The organism is Clostridiales bacterium, assembly GCA_030016385.1.
Classification (GTDB): domain Bacteria; phylum Bacillota; class Clostridia; order Clostridiales; family Oxobacteraceae; genus JASEJN01.
Map to the genome: position 1 here is coordinate 48,075 of JASEJN010000003.1, position 18,000 is coordinate 66,074.

At 34.2% G+C, this 18,000-nt stretch carries 11 protein-coding genes and 1 pseudogene; 1 reads left to right on the forward strand and 11 read right to left on the reverse strand.

The genetic code is table 11. The features are described from left to right. Window positions 1-33: 33 nt before the first annotated feature. Window positions 34-936: a carbohydrate ABC transporter permease gene (locus QME45_01325; protein ID MDI6617301.1), complete on the reverse strand. Its 903-nt coding sequence runs from the start codon at window positions 934-936 to the stop codon at window positions 34-36. Between the two features lie 576 nt (window positions 937-1,512). On the opposite strand from QME45_01325, the pseudogene QME45_01330 reads away from it, so the two are divergent. After that, window positions 1,513-2,801, forward strand: a pseudogene (locus QME45_01330) (IS110 family transposase). An 842-nt stretch (window positions 2,802-3,643) separates the two neighbouring features. Here the strand turns inward: QME45_01330 and QME45_01335 are convergent. From QME45_01335 to QME45_01380, 10 genes are all read right to left on the reverse strand, one after another. Then, window positions 3,644-3,784 carry a hypothetical protein gene (locus QME45_01335; GenBank protein MDI6617302.1) on the reverse strand — a complete coding sequence of 47 codons (141 nt, stop codon included), beginning with the start codon at window positions 3,782-3,784 and terminating at the stop codon, window positions 3,644-3,646. A 566-nt stretch (window positions 3,785-4,350) separates the two neighbouring features. Then, a complete protein-coding gene (locus QME45_01340; GenBank protein MDI6617303.1) occupies window positions 4,351-5,346 on the reverse strand; it encodes a carbohydrate ABC transporter permease in 996 nt (331 codons plus the stop codon). Then, the gene (locus tag QME45_01345) at window positions 5,339-6,259 is read right to left on the reverse strand and encodes a sugar ABC transporter permease (protein ID MDI6617304.1); all 921 of its coding nucleotides are present in this window, start codon (window positions 6,257-6,259) and stop codon (window positions 5,339-5,341) included. The genes QME45_01340 and QME45_01345 overlap by 8 nt, the downstream gene beginning before the upstream one ends. 13 nt (window positions 6,260-6,272) lie before the next feature. Continuing rightward, the gene (locus QME45_01350; protein ID MDI6617305.1) at window positions 6,273-8,726 is read right to left on the reverse strand and encodes a DUF5696 domain-containing protein; all 2,454 of its coding nucleotides are present in this window, start codon (window positions 8,724-8,726) and stop codon (window positions 6,273-6,275) included. A 178-nt stretch (window positions 8,727-8,904) separates the two neighbouring features. Next, a complete protein-coding gene (locus QME45_01355) occupies window positions 8,905-9,519 on the reverse strand; it encodes a YIP1 family protein (GenBank protein ID MDI6617306.1) in 615 nt (204 codons plus the stop codon). A gap of 86 nt (window positions 9,520-9,605) precedes the next feature. After that, window positions 9,606-11,093, reverse strand: coding sequence for a hypothetical protein (locus tag QME45_01360; protein ID MDI6617307.1), 1,488 nt, complete (start codon window positions 11,091-11,093; stop codon window positions 9,606-9,608). Between the two features lie 43 nt (window positions 11,094-11,136). Then, the gene (locus QME45_01365) at window positions 11,137-12,027 is read right to left on the reverse strand and encodes a carbohydrate ABC transporter permease (GenBank protein MDI6617308.1); all 891 of its coding nucleotides are present in this window, start codon (window positions 12,025-12,027) and stop codon (window positions 11,137-11,139) included. Window position 12,028: 1 nt separating this feature from the next. Further along, window positions 12,029-12,967, reverse strand: coding sequence for a sugar ABC transporter permease (locus QME45_01370; protein ID MDI6617309.1), 939 nt, complete (start codon window positions 12,965-12,967; stop codon window positions 12,029-12,031). 47 nt (window positions 12,968-13,014) lie between these two features. Continuing rightward, window positions 13,015-15,873: an extracellular solute-binding protein gene (locus QME45_01375; GenBank protein MDI6617310.1), complete on the reverse strand. Its 2,859-nt coding sequence runs from the start codon at window positions 15,871-15,873 to the stop codon at window positions 13,015-13,017. Between the two features lie 95 nt (window positions 15,874-15,968). After that, on the reverse strand, window positions 15,969-17,990 hold the full coding sequence (locus QME45_01380) for a hypothetical protein (GenBank protein MDI6617311.1): 2,022 nt from the start codon (window positions 17,988-17,990) through the stop codon (window positions 15,969-15,971). Window positions 17,991-18,000: the final 10 nt, after the last annotated feature.

Below are 18,000 nucleotides of genomic sequence, written 5' to 3' on the forward strand. Positions count from 1 at the left end.
CCCCCCATTATATCGATTTTTTAAAACTTATATTTATTCCTTAACTCCTCCCAAAACCAGTCCTGTCATAAAATACTTCTGCAGGAACGGATAAACACACATAATTGGCAAAGTAGCTATAACTATGGAAGCCATTTTTAATATGAACGGCTGTGTTATGCGTTCCTCGGCCTCCATTCCCTGCTGCATCTCATTTGCCCCTGATTCAAAGACAATCTCTCTCAAAACTAACTGTAACGGCCACATTTGCCGTTTTGTCAGATAAATAATTGCACTAAAGTAAGTATTCCAGAAACCGACTATTGTAAATAGCCCCAGTGTGGCTAAAATAGGCAGGCACAGCGGCAAAACCACACGGATAAGTACTTGCATATCATTCGCCCCGTCAATCAATGCCGCTTCTTCTATGGATGTCGGAAGATCTTTTATGTAATTTATCATCAAAATTAGATTAAATGCTCCCAAAAGGCCAGGCAGAATCATAGCCCAGAGATTGTTAAGGAGTCCCAAACTGCGAATTAAGAAATAATTTGGTATCGTCCCGCCGTTGAAAAACATCGTAATAACCCAGAGAGTCATTATAAATCTGCGTCCTTTAAAATCATTTTTAGAAAGTGGGTATGCCGTTAATACCAATAATATCATGGCACAGGCGGTGCCGACAAAAGAAATAAATAATGTATTTTTATAGCCCGACCAGATATACTGATAACCCAGTGCCATTTTATATGCAGCAGTTGTTAATCGGTCAGGTATCAGGCTGAACGGGTTTTTAAGATATGACTCATAAGGAGATAAAGAATATTTTATTACATACAAAAACGGAATAAAACAAATAATAGCGAAAAAGCCTGATATGCCATACGCTATGCAGGATAATGTTATATCGTCCCACCCTGCCTTAATAGAAGCTTTCCTTTTCAATTTTTGCTCCATGAGCACTCTCTCCATTCTTTTTATTTTTTTATCCCAAAATCTACTTTGATATGCTAATATCTCCCTCATTGGATTATTCAGATCTGTTTTTATAGTCAAATATAAATTATATTTCCTAAAACATTGTATTCGAATGGAAATAGTTTCATGAGTAACGATTAAGATATTTTATCCTCCTTGTACAATTAATATTGTAACAATCAGTGAATTAAATCACTGTTTTACCTGCAAATTTCATAGTTAACCATGATAAATAAAATTCAACTCTTTTCTAAACATCAAGCACATCTTTTAGCTTCTTACCTCAGCTAATTCACCAGCACATGTTGGCCTGAACCTTGACAAGCATGTATAATATAATCCGGACTTGGAGAGTAAATGAGACTCCTCCTGGGACGGACCTAAAGGGCCGATTACCCGTAGGAAAGAGTATTTATCCATTCCGGTAAGTCTACATGTTTTGGCTGGTTGAGGCCAGCTTTTTAGCTGGTTTCTCGTGTCACATGCAAGGTTGTTTGCTTACATGGAAAGGATGGAGGCTTTAAGTCCAATTAATCTTTAAAGGAGGCATTTTTTATGAATTATAGACCCATTGCAGGAATTGATGTGGGCAAGTACTTCAGTGAAATAGCTATTCTCTCACCATCTAATGAAGTTGTTGCTCGCATGAGGATTAACCATGATTTCTACGCTGACGTAAAAAGGGCCGTTGAACTGCTTAATAAAACGGAAAAGGACTTTGCTTCAAGGCCTTTTATCGTCATGGAATCCACCGGGCACTATCACAAAATCCTTTTCCATTCACTTTGCAAAAATGGATTTGAGGTTTCTATCATAAACCCCATCCAAACTGATTCTATCAAAAATATTGGAATCAGGAAAGTGAAAAATGATAAGGTAGATGCCCGAAAGATTGCCCTGCTCTATAGATTTCAGGAGCTCAAAGCTACCAATATACCAAATGAAGATATTGAGTGTCTAAGGAACCTTTGTCGCCAGTACTACAAGCTAAATGATAAAGTCCTACCTACAAAAACAGGCTTACCGGTACCATTGACCAGCTTATGCTCAACTTTAAAGATGTTTTTCCAAACGCCTGCTCCAAGACTGCTATGGCTGTCCTGAAGGAATACCCTACTCCTGCCCTGATAGTTAAGGCTGACAAGAATAGACTTGTCTCTCTGATCCAGAAGGACTCTCGAAAAAACCTTAAGTGAGCAGTTGCAAAGTATGAATTGTTAATCTTAAAAGCAAGAGAGTTTGAGCCTTTAAGTATTAATAATCCTGCTAATATTGCAATGTTGGGTATATACATATCCATGGTCAAAAATCTACAGGAGAATCTGGGCAAAGTGCTCAAAGCTATACATCAGTTAATTGTTGATAATATGTCAAAGGATATACCAATGATGTCATTAACACTTGAACTGCTCAAGATTATCCCTGGTATTGGCCTTCTGACAGCCGCTACAATTATTGCTGAAATTAGTGACTTCTCAGCTTTTTCAAAACCAAGTAAGCTAGTTGCCTATTTTGGCATTGACCCTTCGGTCAAGCAATCTGGAAAATTTACCGGTACCCAAAACAAGATGTCTAAAAGAGGGTCAGGGCTACTTAGAAGGGTACTATTCACAATTGCACTTGCCAATATACGCACAAAACGGAATAAAGAAGCTTGTAATCCCGTATTATTGAAGCTCTACAAACAGAAGTACCAGAGCAAACCTAAAAAAGTAGCTTTAGGAGCTGTTATGCATAAGCTCATTTATATCATCTTTGCCGTTCTAAGGGATAGAAAACCTTATCAGTTGCGTACTCCTGAAGAACACGCCAGGATGCTTGCAGCAAAGCATACTGCAGCTTAATAGTATATGTACTTGATGCTCAGTTTTCAAGGTTCAAACTACTAACTGTGGCCAGCTATTTTATGCCTACTTAATTTAGATGGTCTTGTTGCTATACATTTTTTTGATTTTGTCATACAAAATAATTTTTAAAACTTTTAAAACAATCTCCCAAAAGTCACTTGACTTTAATTAGCTGGTCTTAATATATGGAAAAACATGAAAATGAATTTCAATTGGGTTACAAAATGCACTATATTATTTTTGTTTTAAGCTAATTGTATGATTTTATCATTATTAAAAAATTTCGTTATTTCCAATACTTTCAACAGATATTTCAACAAATCGGAAACCATCTATATAACTCTTGTGCAACTAATTCATGGTCTTTCTTGTTGGGATGATTGCACTGTGCTAATAGATCGGTTAAATCTCCGCCATCTTTGACATAACTTTTAAAAATCTTGAAACTATCTACCAGACCGACCCCATATTTATCAGCAATTTTTCTTATTTACTCAGCATGTTGTTCCAATTCAACTCAATTCTTCGAAAGTTCATTATTTATTCCACTATAATCGGCTGTAGGAGTCAGTAGTATTACTTTTATACTATGTCTAAGCGCCTTTTCAACCATAGAGCACCAGGAATATTCCGCCCTTTTAAGACCTATTTACCTGTCATTCAATCCATAATCTATAGTCAAAATATCAGGTCGGTGGCATAAAACTTCCGAATCAAATCACTTCTCACCTTGCTCAGAATTTTCGCCACCGATGATAGTTATTATAATATTAATAACTGAAAAGGGAAATCTTTCTTTTAGTTTTTTGAGCAGCAAATATGGATATGAACTAAAAGTATTAACAGTAGGTGTGAGAGAATGCCCCCGACGGTACGCTATGACCATGGAAAACTATATTTATTGTACGGTTTTCCGGCCATTGTTTATTCAATTCTTTTATGATGCTTGATAAATAAATCCTCTTATTTGCTATACTCATAACATTCTTCCTCTCCCAAAAATCATTTGCTAAATACGGGCAAGTATAACTAAATTTAAGATGCCTTTACCAAAAAATTACATACCTATTTATTAAAATAATATATACTAACTGTTGTGAAAATTGGCTCTCTTTTCCATGACACCACAGCATTATAAAGGATATCGAAAAATCTATTGATATAATATTCCTTATACCAGTAATTTATTAGATATCACAATGAATTAAATTAAACTTGGATTCGGCAAGTAAATATACCGAATCTCATAGGTACTGACCTTGCTCAATATATTTAGTGCAAATTATTTTGCAAATAAAATAGGGATTCTCCCACTGTTTTCTGATAAAATAGTTTTGACAAATACCTAAATTCAGAAAGAAAGGAAAATCCCTTACATGATTTTATCACAAAACAGAAAAAACAAAAATAGTAAGTTTTTAAAATTAAATATTCCTGCAACCTTTGATAATAAGACAGTTTCCGATAATGTTGCTTTTACATATATTGAGGCATTCAAAACACTGATAGGTATTAAATCATTGATAAAAGATACAATTACCTAATATCACCCGACAATACCTGATTGTTCGAAATTCTCGATAATATGTCTTTGTATTATAAAGTATACAACAAGAAGCGGTATCAAGTATAATAACGCTGCAGCCTGTTTAACAGCATCATATGCTAACATTCCGGCTCCTGGTACATCATACCATGTCCTTATCGCATATAAGATGTTACTGCTGTTTGCAGGAATAAACGTTTTCGATAGTGTATTGCTCAAATATGGTCCGTTGGGATTAAAATAGCCTGTATAATATGTATCTCCATAATTCCATACAAAGCCTAATATGCCAACAGTCATTATAGCAGGTACGGCATTCGGTAATGCTACTTTTAAAAATGTTTTATAAAAACCACACCCATCTATAAGAGCTGCTTCTTCCAACTCATTTGGCAGTCCTTTGAAAAACTGGCGGAAAATAAATATAAACAGGTTCTGCTTAACTCCAAAACCTAGTAATGCTATAATATACAACGTGTATGGCTTATTTATTATATCAATAGTACTGCCATTTATTAATGTAACTAAACCGAAAACATCAAAATGTTTAAAACTCAGATACTGCGATATTAGAAGCGACTGGGGAGGCACTACAAATGTAAGTATTACTAGAAAAAATATAAAATTTCTACCCCAAAATTTTACCCGCCCAAGGGCATACCCTGCCATAGCACTTATGAAGATTTGTATTATACTGATAGTTATGGCATATCCTAAAGATTCCAGCATTGTTATTCCATTTCCAAATGCCAGCCTTATAGCTGCTTTAAAACTGACAAGTGAAAATTTTATCGGTATCCATATCACATCAGGATTCCCGAGATCCTCTACATTATTAAATACTACTGGCAGTAATTTTAACAAAGGATACAATATGGCAAAACATAGACCTATTACTAAAGAATAAAATATAATCCTGTATAGAATTTTTTTAACCATCGCAATTACCCTGTAACCGCCTAATGTACTACCGATCTTTCTCCTATTATCAGGCATGATTAAACTTCACCACCTTATTAAGTATAAACATCATTATAAGTAGATCGAACAGAACATTAATCAAATATACTAATGATAGTGCAGAACCTACTCCAATGTTATTTTTATTAAATGCAAAATTATATATTTCAGTCGTAATAGGCGATCTTAAAAACATATCAACAAAAGTATAAACCAAAGCAAAGAGAAAAATATTTGACAACAAAGGCAGCGTGATTTTCCAGAACACTTCATAAGTAGTGGCCCCCTCTATTTTCGCCACTTCGTATAGCGACTGATTTATTGATTGCAGTCCTGCGAGGAATATAAGCGTTTGTACCCCTGTCTGAGATATAAGGCTAAAAACATTGCTGGCTAAACTGAAAATAAATGTTGTAACAGGCTTGGGAAGAAAAGTATAACTATGCAAAAAAGTCATTAATAACCCGTTATCAAGCTTATTGCTTACTGCCATATCAATTACATCATTACCGGTAGTTGCCGTAATCAGATTTATAACAACATCCAGTCCTAATATTATCGGTAAGAAAAATATTACTCTTGCGATTCCTCTTCCCTTAAATTTGGAATTAACAAGTATTGCACAAAACAGACTAAAGACTACTATAACAGGTGTATTAATAAATATTTTCGCATTTTCATCCAAAAACACTCTTAAAAATTGCCTCTTACTGGTTGATACTTCAACACTAAAAAGATTCAAGAAATTTTTCATACCGGCAAATTTAAGCTCCATACCTCCTGTCTCCCCTACACTTACATTATTAAAAGAATAAATTATAGTATTTATCAAAGGTACGATAAAAAATAATATAAAACCAATTATCCATGGCAACATGAATATAATGCCATTTATTTTTCTTATGTTCTGATATGAGATATGTTTATTCTTTACCATTGTAGTCTGCATTTCACCACCCCCATTATTGCCTTGCAGTAATCATATAGCCTAAGGCATCTATATGATATTCCTTCGTCGTTACCGGGAACTTATTGTAATTTACGATTACAGATTTACCGGATGCATATGTTGTTTCAAAAACATCTTTCTCCAGCATTTTATGATCAGTTATTTCTCTAGAACCTATCTTCTCAAATCCTTGTGAATACTCATTGTACAGAGACTTTATTTTATCTTTAAGCATAGAATATTGCATGGAGAAGTAATCGCTGTATTCAGAGTTTTTAAGTATATCTACATTTTGTGAGCATATCGTAAACTTAGGAATACTTCCAAGTTCAAATGCCTGCAACAAAAAGTAATTGCTTCTATCTGGGGACATATTTACATCAAGAGTCGTATAATCTGTAAGTCCATTCATAACAAGCTGTCTAAACGGAATTGAGCAGTACATGGTGCCATAGTTACTGCTCTCTCTGGATATATTTGTTGAGTACCTTGCATAACCTATTCTATTAATATTAGGATTGTCAAGAGCAATAGTTTTATTCTGTACCAATTTTTTAAGATTTTCGTCAACTATTGATGCAGCCTCGATTGGATTCACTATATCACGGCGATTATAGTTTGCATAATATGTAGAACCCATATCCTCTATAAAAATATTTTTATATTCTTTCGAATTCTTTATAAAATTATCTACAGTATCGCTTAAATATAACGGGTTCAAAAGATATTGCGTGCTTGTTTGAAAATTATACATGCCTGTAGCGTAATTATACTTCTTAAATTCAATTGGTTTTGCGTCATATCCATATAATGCATATGTTTTAGGTTTGAACCCCCCTCCCGTATCTATAATCCTCATCAAACTTGCATCAAAAAACAATTCATTTTTTCCATTATTAAAATATTCTATTAAATTACTTAAATCATTTTTATTCCCATTCTTAGCTATGGTGGCAACTTTGTTGAATACAGAATTGTTCATTCCGCCATTGAAAGCACCCTTATAATTAACTATGACACTGCTTATATCCTTTAAATCCTTAATTATATTTATAAGCTCATTGTACGTCGTCATCGAAACAAGTTTTTTATATGGAATACCTAGGAATCTGTTTTCAAGTGTCACTGTTCCAATTACATCCATAAAAATCTTCGGCGATGCACTATAGGATACCTTTAAATTATTATTTTCTATAAGATAGTTCCTGTATTCCTCAGCCATATCAAAATATGTCACATTTCCAGTAAATAATTTGTACCTTACAGTATAATCAACATCAATAAGTCCTGTAGATGCAAGATAGCGTGCATCATTATCACTATATGGGCCAAAAATTTTCACGCGTGAATACTGCATAGAATCGAAGGTGCTGCAGACTTTATTGTATATCGTACCTCCCTCTGAATTATCTTTAGTTCCAAGCTGTACTTTAATATATCCAAGCTCAGCCCCTTTTTCAATTATTCCCATATAGCCCTTGCTTTTTCCCTTACTGTTTTCATAGTACATCCCAAATACAGGCATGTTTAAATCTTCTGGAAATTCTGGCATGTCATAAAGTGTACTATAATAATTGTTATTATAGACAGGTCTTTCATAAACCGGATATCTTTTATTAAAAGTATTAAGTTTAAATAAAGCGCCTGAGCCATCCGGTACTAATATATATCCATTATTTACTTCATCTGCCGATGCATCTCCAAAGGAAGGCAGTACCTGGATATTTTGCATCGTATAGTAACCATTTCCGCTTTTAATTTCATAGGTCGGTATTCTTACTACCAAATCGCCTTTTTCTAAAGTAGCTTCCATAGTTACAATAAACCTTGCTGGTTTTGCAATAGCTACTTGAATTCCAAATTGTGAACTATCAGCAACTAGCATATCGGTTGTATATCCAACTGCTTTCGACAATTCAATAAGCTGTTTTACTAGGGTTAAAGGTGGCAATCCTGAAAATCTCATATAATAACAGTTGTTCTCTCTATCTTCTTGATACGTCATTTCCAATGCATCCTTATATTTCTGCGCTTTTACCATACTTAATTTACCCTTACTAACTTCTTGGTCCAATTTATCAATAAATTCTGTTTGATAATTTTTTATTGATATCTTGGATGGCATATATTCATTCAAACGATATGACTCAGTCTCAAAAAAGTCGAATATAATTTGCACTCCATTTTTAATTTTATTTATTGTATATCTGTTATTTTGAATACTGTATTTGTATGCATCCCATTCATATGAAGTGCTGTCCTTACCCATATATTTTATAATAATTGGAGATTTATCATCATCTTGGCTCTTCTCATTATTATAAATACTATTCCATTCCATACCTGTTTTTGTATCAACTATTCTAAAGTTCAATGTTTTAGTATCAATATATAATTGTCTACCTTCACTATCACTTACAAGAGCAGTTCCTGAATTTTTTTGTATCTGGCCTATAACCGATGACAACCCGACCTTTTTGTATTCAGGCAGCGGCTGCTTTTTAATATTCAGATTTGTAAACAATAAATAGATACAACAAAATGCAATAATTATTAGAATAGTGACAATTAATCTCTTTGTATTGATCTTTTTCAATGTTTTGTTTATTTTGGTTACTGCCATATCTATACCTCTTACCATCTTTTCACCACCTTTTTATCAATTCATTGAATGCTGTCGCAAAAAATCCGAATAACCTACCCATTAACGTAATGTACAGCATACATAGAAAAACTATAATTATAGCTGAAATAAATGAAGCAAGCAATGTAAGTATATTAGTCGATGCAGAATATTCATGAATAACACACAGTCCACAAAATACGAGAAAGCAAAACCATATAGTTCCGATAGCAGTAAAAGAATACAATAATGAGGCTTCCTCTTTAATAATAACATTACTGAAAATTATTCCTATGATATCAAATATAATTTTAGGGACAAGAGAATAGCAAATAACTATATAAATATCACTCATTGACCCGCTTCCATCAAAAAGCGTCGTTATACTCCAATTGCTTATCAAAAACAATAGTAATGGGAACAAAGTTGTAAAAAATACCTTTATACTGTTCATATGCTGCAAAGGATTATCATTAAAAATGAATCCGGTGTATTGATAATCTAGTATACCTATTATACCAAACAATACCAATACAACCGTAGCTATTATATAATTCTTTTTCCCACGGAATTTAACCTCATAAAATCCATCAAATGGATGCAAAAGAACATAAAACATATATTTTGTATCTTCCATAATATTGCTCATATACAAACCATACCCTTTCTCATGTATCATTATATAGAGCTGTTTATATTCCATATAATATTTGCCGACATTTTCTACCCATTTTTTTTATTATATTTATATTCCGAATAAAACAGGGTAAAAGTTATTAATAAAAATAAAGCCGCAAACCAGCCTATATATTTCTGAATAGCCAGGCTTCTGTAACCATTATATGCTTTTGAATAATAGCTCTTGCTGTTGCCAAGTTTTAAATAATACATTGCCTTTTCATACTGATCCTGCATCAGATAATTTCTTCCAACTCCGGTATAACCTACATCGTAATTAGCATTCAATTTTACAGTTTCATCAAAGAGTTTCCCTGCATTATTCCAGTTGCCCTTGTAATATTGTTCTGCAGCATTCAAAACTGTCTCACCAAATTCCGTTGGTTCATAAAGATAACAAACGCCTAAGTCTTTGTCAGATATAAGTAATTTTTTGCCAAGCCATGCAATACCTGTTGGATTCTTTACATTCCCTTTCAAATCTCCGGATGAACCAAATATATTCAGCAGATCGCCCTCAAAATCGTAAATAAAAACTCTCCCTTTAGTTTTATCAAGAAGTGCATATACTCCAAAATCGGAAACTGCTATATCAACAAACTTGGATTTCTGTGCAATCTGATTGCTATTACTTGAGTCATTACTGGATTCAATATTTTGAACCAAATCTCCAGTCACCGGCAAATATCCATTTTCCATAAGAACATTTTCCCCTTTTGAATCAAAGCGAAATACCATATTCTGTGCCGATGCATCATATGTAGTAGCATAAATAAGCCCATCCTGGTCAATAGTCAGGTTGTTGAATGACGGGGCGAATACTTTCTTCATTTTTTCTTTCTGTTTTCTTGTAGCTATGGATTCCCATAGTTGATCTATCATATTTACCTTAGGTTTGTTTAATCCAAAATATCTGGAAAACGTGCCATCATTATTTAATTGTATTATGCCTTCGTAACTTCCCTGCACAACAATACTTATTACCCCATCTTTCCCGACTACAAGCTTTGATGGCTTAAATTGTGTAACACCAACCATATTGTCGGGTTTCTCTATTATACGACTGAAACTATATGTTTTCCCATCTAGCACTACAATTCTTTCAGCCGCTGTATCTGCAATATATAATAATCCTGTATTATCATCCATGAATACACCTTCCGGATTTGTAAGCATCAACTGCTCATTGGTTTGAGGATTGACTACAATTCTTCCATTTGCATCCCTTATCAACTTAATGGATACAAGAAAATTAAAATTAGTATCAAATACATTAACGCGGCTTTCCATTGTATCTACCAGAAATATTCTGTCTTTGCTTACAAACACATCGTCGACTTCCGAAAACTTTATATCTTTCATAACGCTGCCATCTATAACATTAACAAATTCAAAGGCCGGAAGGCTTTTATTGGCCTCTCCCCAGTAATTATAGATATAATTGTGTTCAAATGTATTGGCAGCATATACTTTTGTACATGGAAGCATCAGAAAAATCAAGCAAATTATAATAACCGAATATTTAAATTTCATAGCTTGTACATCTTCCTCTCTTCTAGAAAAATATAAAATACACTTATTCTTTAATTCCAGATGTCGCCATTGTTTGAATTACATTGCTCTGGAAAATAACAAATACAACTACCGGTACAATAAGCATTATTAGGGTTACTGCTGAAGCAACTCCTATTCTGGCAATACCTGAATTAACTATTTGTGATAATGCATAGCTTACGGGTTTCAATTTTTCAGTATATAAAAATGAACCTCCCGTCGTACCCCACAAAGTCTGGAAAGATAATATTACCAGTGTTATCCAAGCTGATTTTGAAAGAGGCATCATTATCTTCCAGAATATCGTAAATTCACTTGCTCCATCTATCTTTGCAGCTTCAAGAAGCGAGTCAGGTACTTGTACCATAAAATTCTTCATTAGGAATAATCCCAACGTAGATCCTATAGCTGGAAGAATAACGGACAAATAAGTATCAACCATTCCTAACCTTGACATTATTATGTAATTAGGCAAAGCAGTAACAGTACCATTAAACATAAGTGAATAGACAATCAAGTTAGACATAAATTTCGAACCTGGAAATTTATATTTTGCAAGAGGGAAAGCAGCCATAGAACTTATTATTACAGTTCCAATAGTTCCTAGCACGGTTATAAGTATAGTATTAAAAATATACCTTGATATGGGTATCCACGAATTTCCCACAATAATTGATAAATCAGCAAAATTAGACAAAGTAGGCTTTTGCACAAACAATCTTGGCGGGAATAAAAATATTTCATTAAGCGGTTTAAAAGCATTACTTATGGCAAATATCAAAGGCCAAACACTAAATAATCCAAATATACCAAGAAAAATGGTTAACAATATATCAACAGCTAAGCTTCTGTTTCTGCGGGAAAATTTTCTGGAAGCATAGGATTTCTTTATTTTGCTTAAAATATTAACCAAGTTAAGCACCTACCCTTCTTAACGCCTTCTGTACAATAATATTAGTAAATATCATTATAAAAAATAATATTGTAGCTATTGCCGATGCATATCCCATCTCATATCTTATAGTTCCATAATCATATAAATGAGTCAAAATAGTCTGACCGGAATATTCTACCGAAGGGTAGCCTGCAAGTTCAATTGATATTTGAGATACAGATAAAGAACTCGTTATCTGCATAACTGCTCCAAATAAAAGCTGGGGTTTCATGTTTGGCAAAGTTATATACCAGAGTTCCTGCCAGCGATTCTTTATCCCATCTATTTCTCCTGCTTCATACTGTGTTTTGTCTACATTCTGCAAACCTGCAATAAATGATAGAAAACTTACTCCAAGGCTCAACCACAATTGAACTATTATAAGTATAGGTAAAACATACTCTTTTTTATTAAAAAATAAAATAGGTTCATTCACTATTCCTAGCTTCAACAGCCATGAGTTTGCATATCCATACATATCAGAAGAAAAAATCAATTTCCATATAAGATAAGCATTGCCTGATATAGATGGTGCATAGAAGACTAGCGTCATAATTGCACGAACTTTTGGAGGCAGCTCATTTATTAACCATGAAAATACAAAACACATAAGATAGCTAATCGGTCCGGTTATTAATGCAAATAGTATAGTATTTTTTACTGCGATTAAGAATACATCATCATTTATTAAAAGGTTAATATAATTACTAAGTCCTACAAATACCGGTGCCTCAAGCATGTTAAAAGAGGTAAAACTTATTACAATAGAAGTTATTACAGGTATAACAGTAAACACAATAAATATAATAGAGAATGGCAGTATCAGCAGATATTTCTCTTTATGATATTTCCATATTTCCTTTAATGACATTGACATTTTATAATTATTTTTTGTTGTTTTCTTTTTAATCATCAACATACTACCAGCACCTCTTTCAATCCATTCAAATACATACGTTGAATATCCTAATTTTCATCTTTATAGGACAGATGAAATTCTTTCCGCATTCTTGTAAGCTCCTTATTCACCTGTTTGGTATTTAGATATAGCGCTTCTCTCGGATTTTCACTTGCGCCTCCATTTGTTGTCGCAACTGAACGAAATGCATAATCGGCAGCTCTCATTGTCATATATCCGCCTGGTACTTCAGGCATTCCTACTGTATTTTTAAATTGTTCTTCCAGTTGCTTAGAATACTTTAAGGGCCATGGAAGCTGTTTCATTACATCTATATTGGCTGTCGGATATCTCGCAGCAGCGCCCATAACGGACTCAAGTGAGTTTGCATATCTTGTCTGAGTATTGGTATCAATCCACCAATTCATAAATTTCCATGATTTGTCCTTATCTTTTGCAGATTTTAGCAAAATACAATCGACAGTCTGAGATACTGCTGTATTATTTATTGTCCCATCCGCCTTATTTAATCCTGGCAAAGTAACCATTGACCACATTCCTTTTATTTCCGGTGCAAAAACTTCAAGTTGGTTATATGTAGTATAAGGTGCAATACCTATAGGAATTTCACCCGTCCTGAATCTGTTTGAAAAATCGGCGGATACAGGCAGCTTGTAACTTGTATAAAATTTTGTCAGCTCATTGAATGCCACCATGGCATTATCATCTGTCAATCCGCTCTCTATTCCATAATCACCGCCTGTACCTTTATATAAGTCTCCACCATACTGATATATTAATGAAGAATAAAATTCCACGCCCGGCAAGTAAAAATCATAGTTGTTTGTATGCAAGACAGATATATCATATTTGACTTCATCCCATGTTTTTGGTGGTTTTAATCCCAGCTGGTTCATGATATCTTCACGATAAAACATCATCATGAATGTCTGTTGCTCCGGTAAACCATAAATACCATTTTTGAAGGTCACAGTTCTTATCGCACTATCAAAAAACATTCTTCTTATATCGTCAAAACCATCAAGTTTTGAAAGATCAATAAGTGCATTTCGCATTGCAAAATTAATTACTGTCGCTTGTGGAATATTTAATGCCACATCAGGCCCATTACCTGCTAATGTCGCCGGAAGAATTACATCTGCAGGGATAAGTTGAAGATTCACTGCTATACCGGTTTTTGGCGTGAAGTCCTGGTCGATTAAGTTTTTTATTATCTGAGCCTGGTCACGTCCGGCAGATGTCCATACTTTTACAGCATTTTTAGTCGATATATCTGATATTTTCGTTTCATCTATAAAAAATGTAGAGAGAAATCTTATTGTATTATAATAGAAACGAACAAATATATTAGGTTCAGCTCTGACAAGTTTTGCATTCGGCGCAGATAATGTAAAGCTGTCAAGTTCGAGAGGCATTTTTGATATAGACGTAATCCATGTGCCCAATCCCGCAATATTGCTTTCAAAAGTATTTATCTCATTTACTACATTCTCTGGCTTTGAAGATAGCTCCTCTGCCTGCAATTGCATTTTTTCAATAATGGCAGTATTCTCGCCTTTATCTCCTGTAATACGTATCAATTCATCAACAACATTTTTCAGGCGGGTGCTCTCAGTTTTGAATGTTTCAGCAAATCCTGGAATTTTTTTTGTTATTTCATAATCTATGTTTTTATCGGGTACAACACCTGTTATCTGAGTAGTTTTACGATAAATATCATTCAAAATAGAAACACTTTTTTCCACCTGTGAAAGTGGCAAAGCTAAATCTCCAAGAACCACCTCAAGTGAAATAGTGTTCTTTCCTTTTTTAAAGTGAAATAGAAAATCTTCTTGTCCCTTTCCCATGATATAATTAGCAAAACCCGTATTAAAATCAAATCCTATTGCTAATGCCTCGCTAAATGGTACTTCACCATTAATCCTTAGCCGTCTGTACGAAGTTACGCCTCTGTTAATATTTTGTTTGCCTCTAAAGGAAATTCTATATAAACCTTCCTCTGGTACATTGATTTCCCATTCAATAGTATCTCCTGGCATACTCCAGCTAGTACCACCAATAGTATTCAATCTAATCTTATATGGACTGTATGGTACAGTATTAGAACTGCTGTAATCGGTTGAAAGAATAATATCAGGAGAGGATTTTTTAATATCTAAAGTATTCTTATCTATCCTTTCAGCCTGATATAAGATATTAGTCCCATTATACACATTATATTTTTGCTTCCATTCCTTTAATACATCTACATAAGGTTTTATCTCTGGAGCTGTTTTAAGAGTTATATCAGCAATCTTAAGCGGTTCTTTAACTGATTCAAAAGTTAATGTATGCAAACCTTTGCTAAAATAAAATTTATAAGGTTCAAAATCTCTTCTTTGAGAATCATTTATATAGATAGTTGTCAGCTCAGGTTTTTCTATTGCCACAGGAAGAATCTCGTTACCATTTTTTTTCGCAATTTGCTTGCCATCACTATTATCCCATACTCTGTTAAAGATTATCTGGTTCATCCCATCAAAGAAAATTTTATCATCAATATACATTTTTCTCTCAATTTGAGAATTGGTCCCTTTTACCGGAATATAAGCAACTACAATATTATAAAAACCATCCTCTTTTACTTGAAAACTCCATTCGATCTTACCATTGTCGTCGGTAAATACTCCATCATTCCCTGTGCTTGCTTTCATGCCATCCGTTGTTTTGTATGACGATATATCTACTTTTATTTCATCGGATGCGGTTTTACCAGAATAGTTCTGACTATCGAGATATTTTATATAGGACTCATCATAATAGACCTGCTTATCAGCCGATTTTGCAGTATCTATTGCTTTGCAATCTGTATTAAATAGAAATAAAATAAAAATCATTATAATACTTGAAAATAATACTCTCTTCATATGATCAGTCCCCCATTTGAATCACTTTTATCAAGTTCTTTGATGCTGTGGAATTTATCACAGCATCAAAGAACATTAATATATCTTTTCTTTTATTATTTGACTTCTACAGAAATCTTTAAGTCAGTCTTATTTCCGACATAATCCTTAACTGTCAAAACAACATCATATTTACCTGCAGTAGTAACATCAAGCTGGCTGATATCTGCTGTTACATATGCTTTCAAATCAAACCCATCTTTATCAACAGCTTTATCTATAAAATCATTTGCCCAGTTTATCTTAGCTGCATCTTCATTTTTTGCTATTGTCCTGTAGGTGGCTTTTGCTTTTAATGTGGGAGCCGTCTTGTTATTAGTATCATATACTATAATAGCAAAATTCCCCTTGCCCTCATTACCTGCTTTATCCTTTGCAGATACAGCTAGGCCTTTATCATACTTACCAACCTTATCGAACTTTACAGCAGAAGAATCAAATTTAATATCTGAAACTTTTATATCACCGTCAACGCCATCAGTAGCTTTTACATATTTGTTCCAGTCGATTTTGGATGCATCTGTACCGGAAGGTAGAGCTATGTCTTTTCCAACTAAAGCAAATGTTGGGGGCATATTATCTGTAGGTGCCGATGAACTTAACGCTTTTTCGGTAATACTCATGGAATCATTAATCATATTTTTCATTGAATCAATCGCCGCAGAATATTTTGGCGTATTATTAAGTCCATAAATTGAATTACCTAATATTTGATCAGACCAAATACTAGACCACGGCATAATATAAGCATTCTCATTAGGTTTGTTTCCAGATATAGCGACAAAAGCCTTCATTATATCCTCACCTAATGTTTCATTAGTAACATCAAATCCCGCATTTATTGCCTCGGCTTTAGCATTTTTCTTAAAATAATCAAGAGCCTTATTGCTATTTGCCAGAGTTTTATAATATGTTGAAAAATACAACTGATAAGCTTTTAGTGCAAGCTCCGTCCTTTCTTTTGATACTCCTTTCAATATGCCCATTTGGTCACTCGGCATAACTAGTTGCTGATATTTCTGATCACCTGATGGGATATTGTCAGGCCTTGGGAAAGGTACCACACCCATGGACTCTCCGCGCTTTGCAAGTGCCTGTCCTGAACTATTCGACATCCATGGAACCATATTGGTAAATACGGTCTCCCCATTTGCAAAATCATTTGCATTCCAAGTCCAGCCTGGGACAGGGTTATCATCTCCGTATCTTACAGACATCATTAAATTCTTGGATTTAAGCTCGTCAATATACTGGATAGCCTGTTTAACTTCTGCAGAATCAACTGTAAGGCCATTAGCGCCATACAATGCTCCGCCATTTGCATGTATTGCTTGAAGAGCCGTATATCTATAGTCTGTCTCAAAGGCCTTAATAGGTACATCTGTTCTTACAGGTGCTTTTTTATTTGAATAATATGCATTTACCTTTGTTAAATAATCTTCAAATGCCGACCATGTCCATTTATTCTCTTTCCATAAATCCGTAGGATATACAGTTTTTCCGTTTTGCTTTAGAGCATCAACCTTATCAAGATACTGGACATTGTATACCAAAGGCCATACATTTATAAACGAAAGTATAAAGTTTAAAAAATATGTATGCCCAAACATTTTGTCGCCAAACATCCATGAACTGTCCGGGTCGCTGAATATGCTCTGATAACTATCCAGAGGCTGAAGTATATTCTGACCGAGTATTGTCCCCTGAGAACCGCCCCAGAATAATGCCACGTCACAAACGGGGTCATTGGCTAATACCGATTTCAAGAGTACTTCACGGACATCACCAGAATACTGTGTCCATTTAACCTTTACATTGAGTTGTTTAAGAACGGTATCCATAGCCTTCCTGGCTGCTTGAAGTCCCTCAGGCGACATACCCGATTTACCAGTAACGGGATCTTTCCACTCTGGATTAATTCCAGATTCCGAATGGGTGCCAAATACGATAACAGTTTGTCCCCCTTTCTTAGCAGATGTTGCTGCATTTTCCCCCCCTTTGCCACATGCGCTCATAAATGATAAAAACATAAAAAATACAATTACGAGTGAAATAACTCTTTTAGATTTGATTAACATTTTATTTCCT

What these genes read in the sequence shown, in the direction of transcription:
- QME45_01325 (MDI6617301.1), bottom strand. Translation starts at nt 936, where the DNA reads ATGGAGCAAAAATTGAAAAGGAAAGCTTCTATTAAGGCAGGGTGGGAC.
- QME45_01335 (MDI6617302.1), bottom strand. Translation starts at nt 3,784, where the DNA reads ATGAGTATAGCAAATAAGAGGATTTATTTATCAAGCATCATAAAAGAA.
- QME45_01340 (MDI6617303.1), bottom strand. Translation starts at nt 5,346, where the DNA reads ATGCCTGATAATAGGAGAAAGATCGGTAGTACATTAGGCGGTTACAGG.
- QME45_01345 (MDI6617304.1), bottom strand. Translation starts at nt 6,259, where the DNA reads ATGCAGACTACAATGGTAAAGAATAAACATATCTCATATCAGAACATA.
- QME45_01355 (MDI6617306.1), bottom strand. Translation starts at nt 9,519, where the DNA reads ATGGAAGATACAAAATATATGTTTTATGTTCTTTTGCATCCATTTGAT.
- QME45_01360 (MDI6617307.1), bottom strand. Translation starts at nt 11,093, where the DNA reads ATGAAATTTAAATATTCGGTTATTATAATTTGCTTGATTTTTCTGATG.
- QME45_01370 (MDI6617309.1), bottom strand. Translation starts at nt 12,967, where the DNA reads ATGTTGATGATTAAAAAGAAAACAACAAAAAATAATTATAAAATGTCA.
- QME45_01375 (MDI6617310.1), bottom strand. Translation starts at nt 15,873, where the DNA reads ATGAAGAGAGTATTATTTTCAAGTATTATAATGATTTTTATTTTATTT.
- QME45_01380 (MDI6617311.1), bottom strand. Translation starts at nt 17,990, where the DNA reads ATGTTAATCAAATCTAAAAGAGTTATTTCACTCGTAATTGTATTTTTT.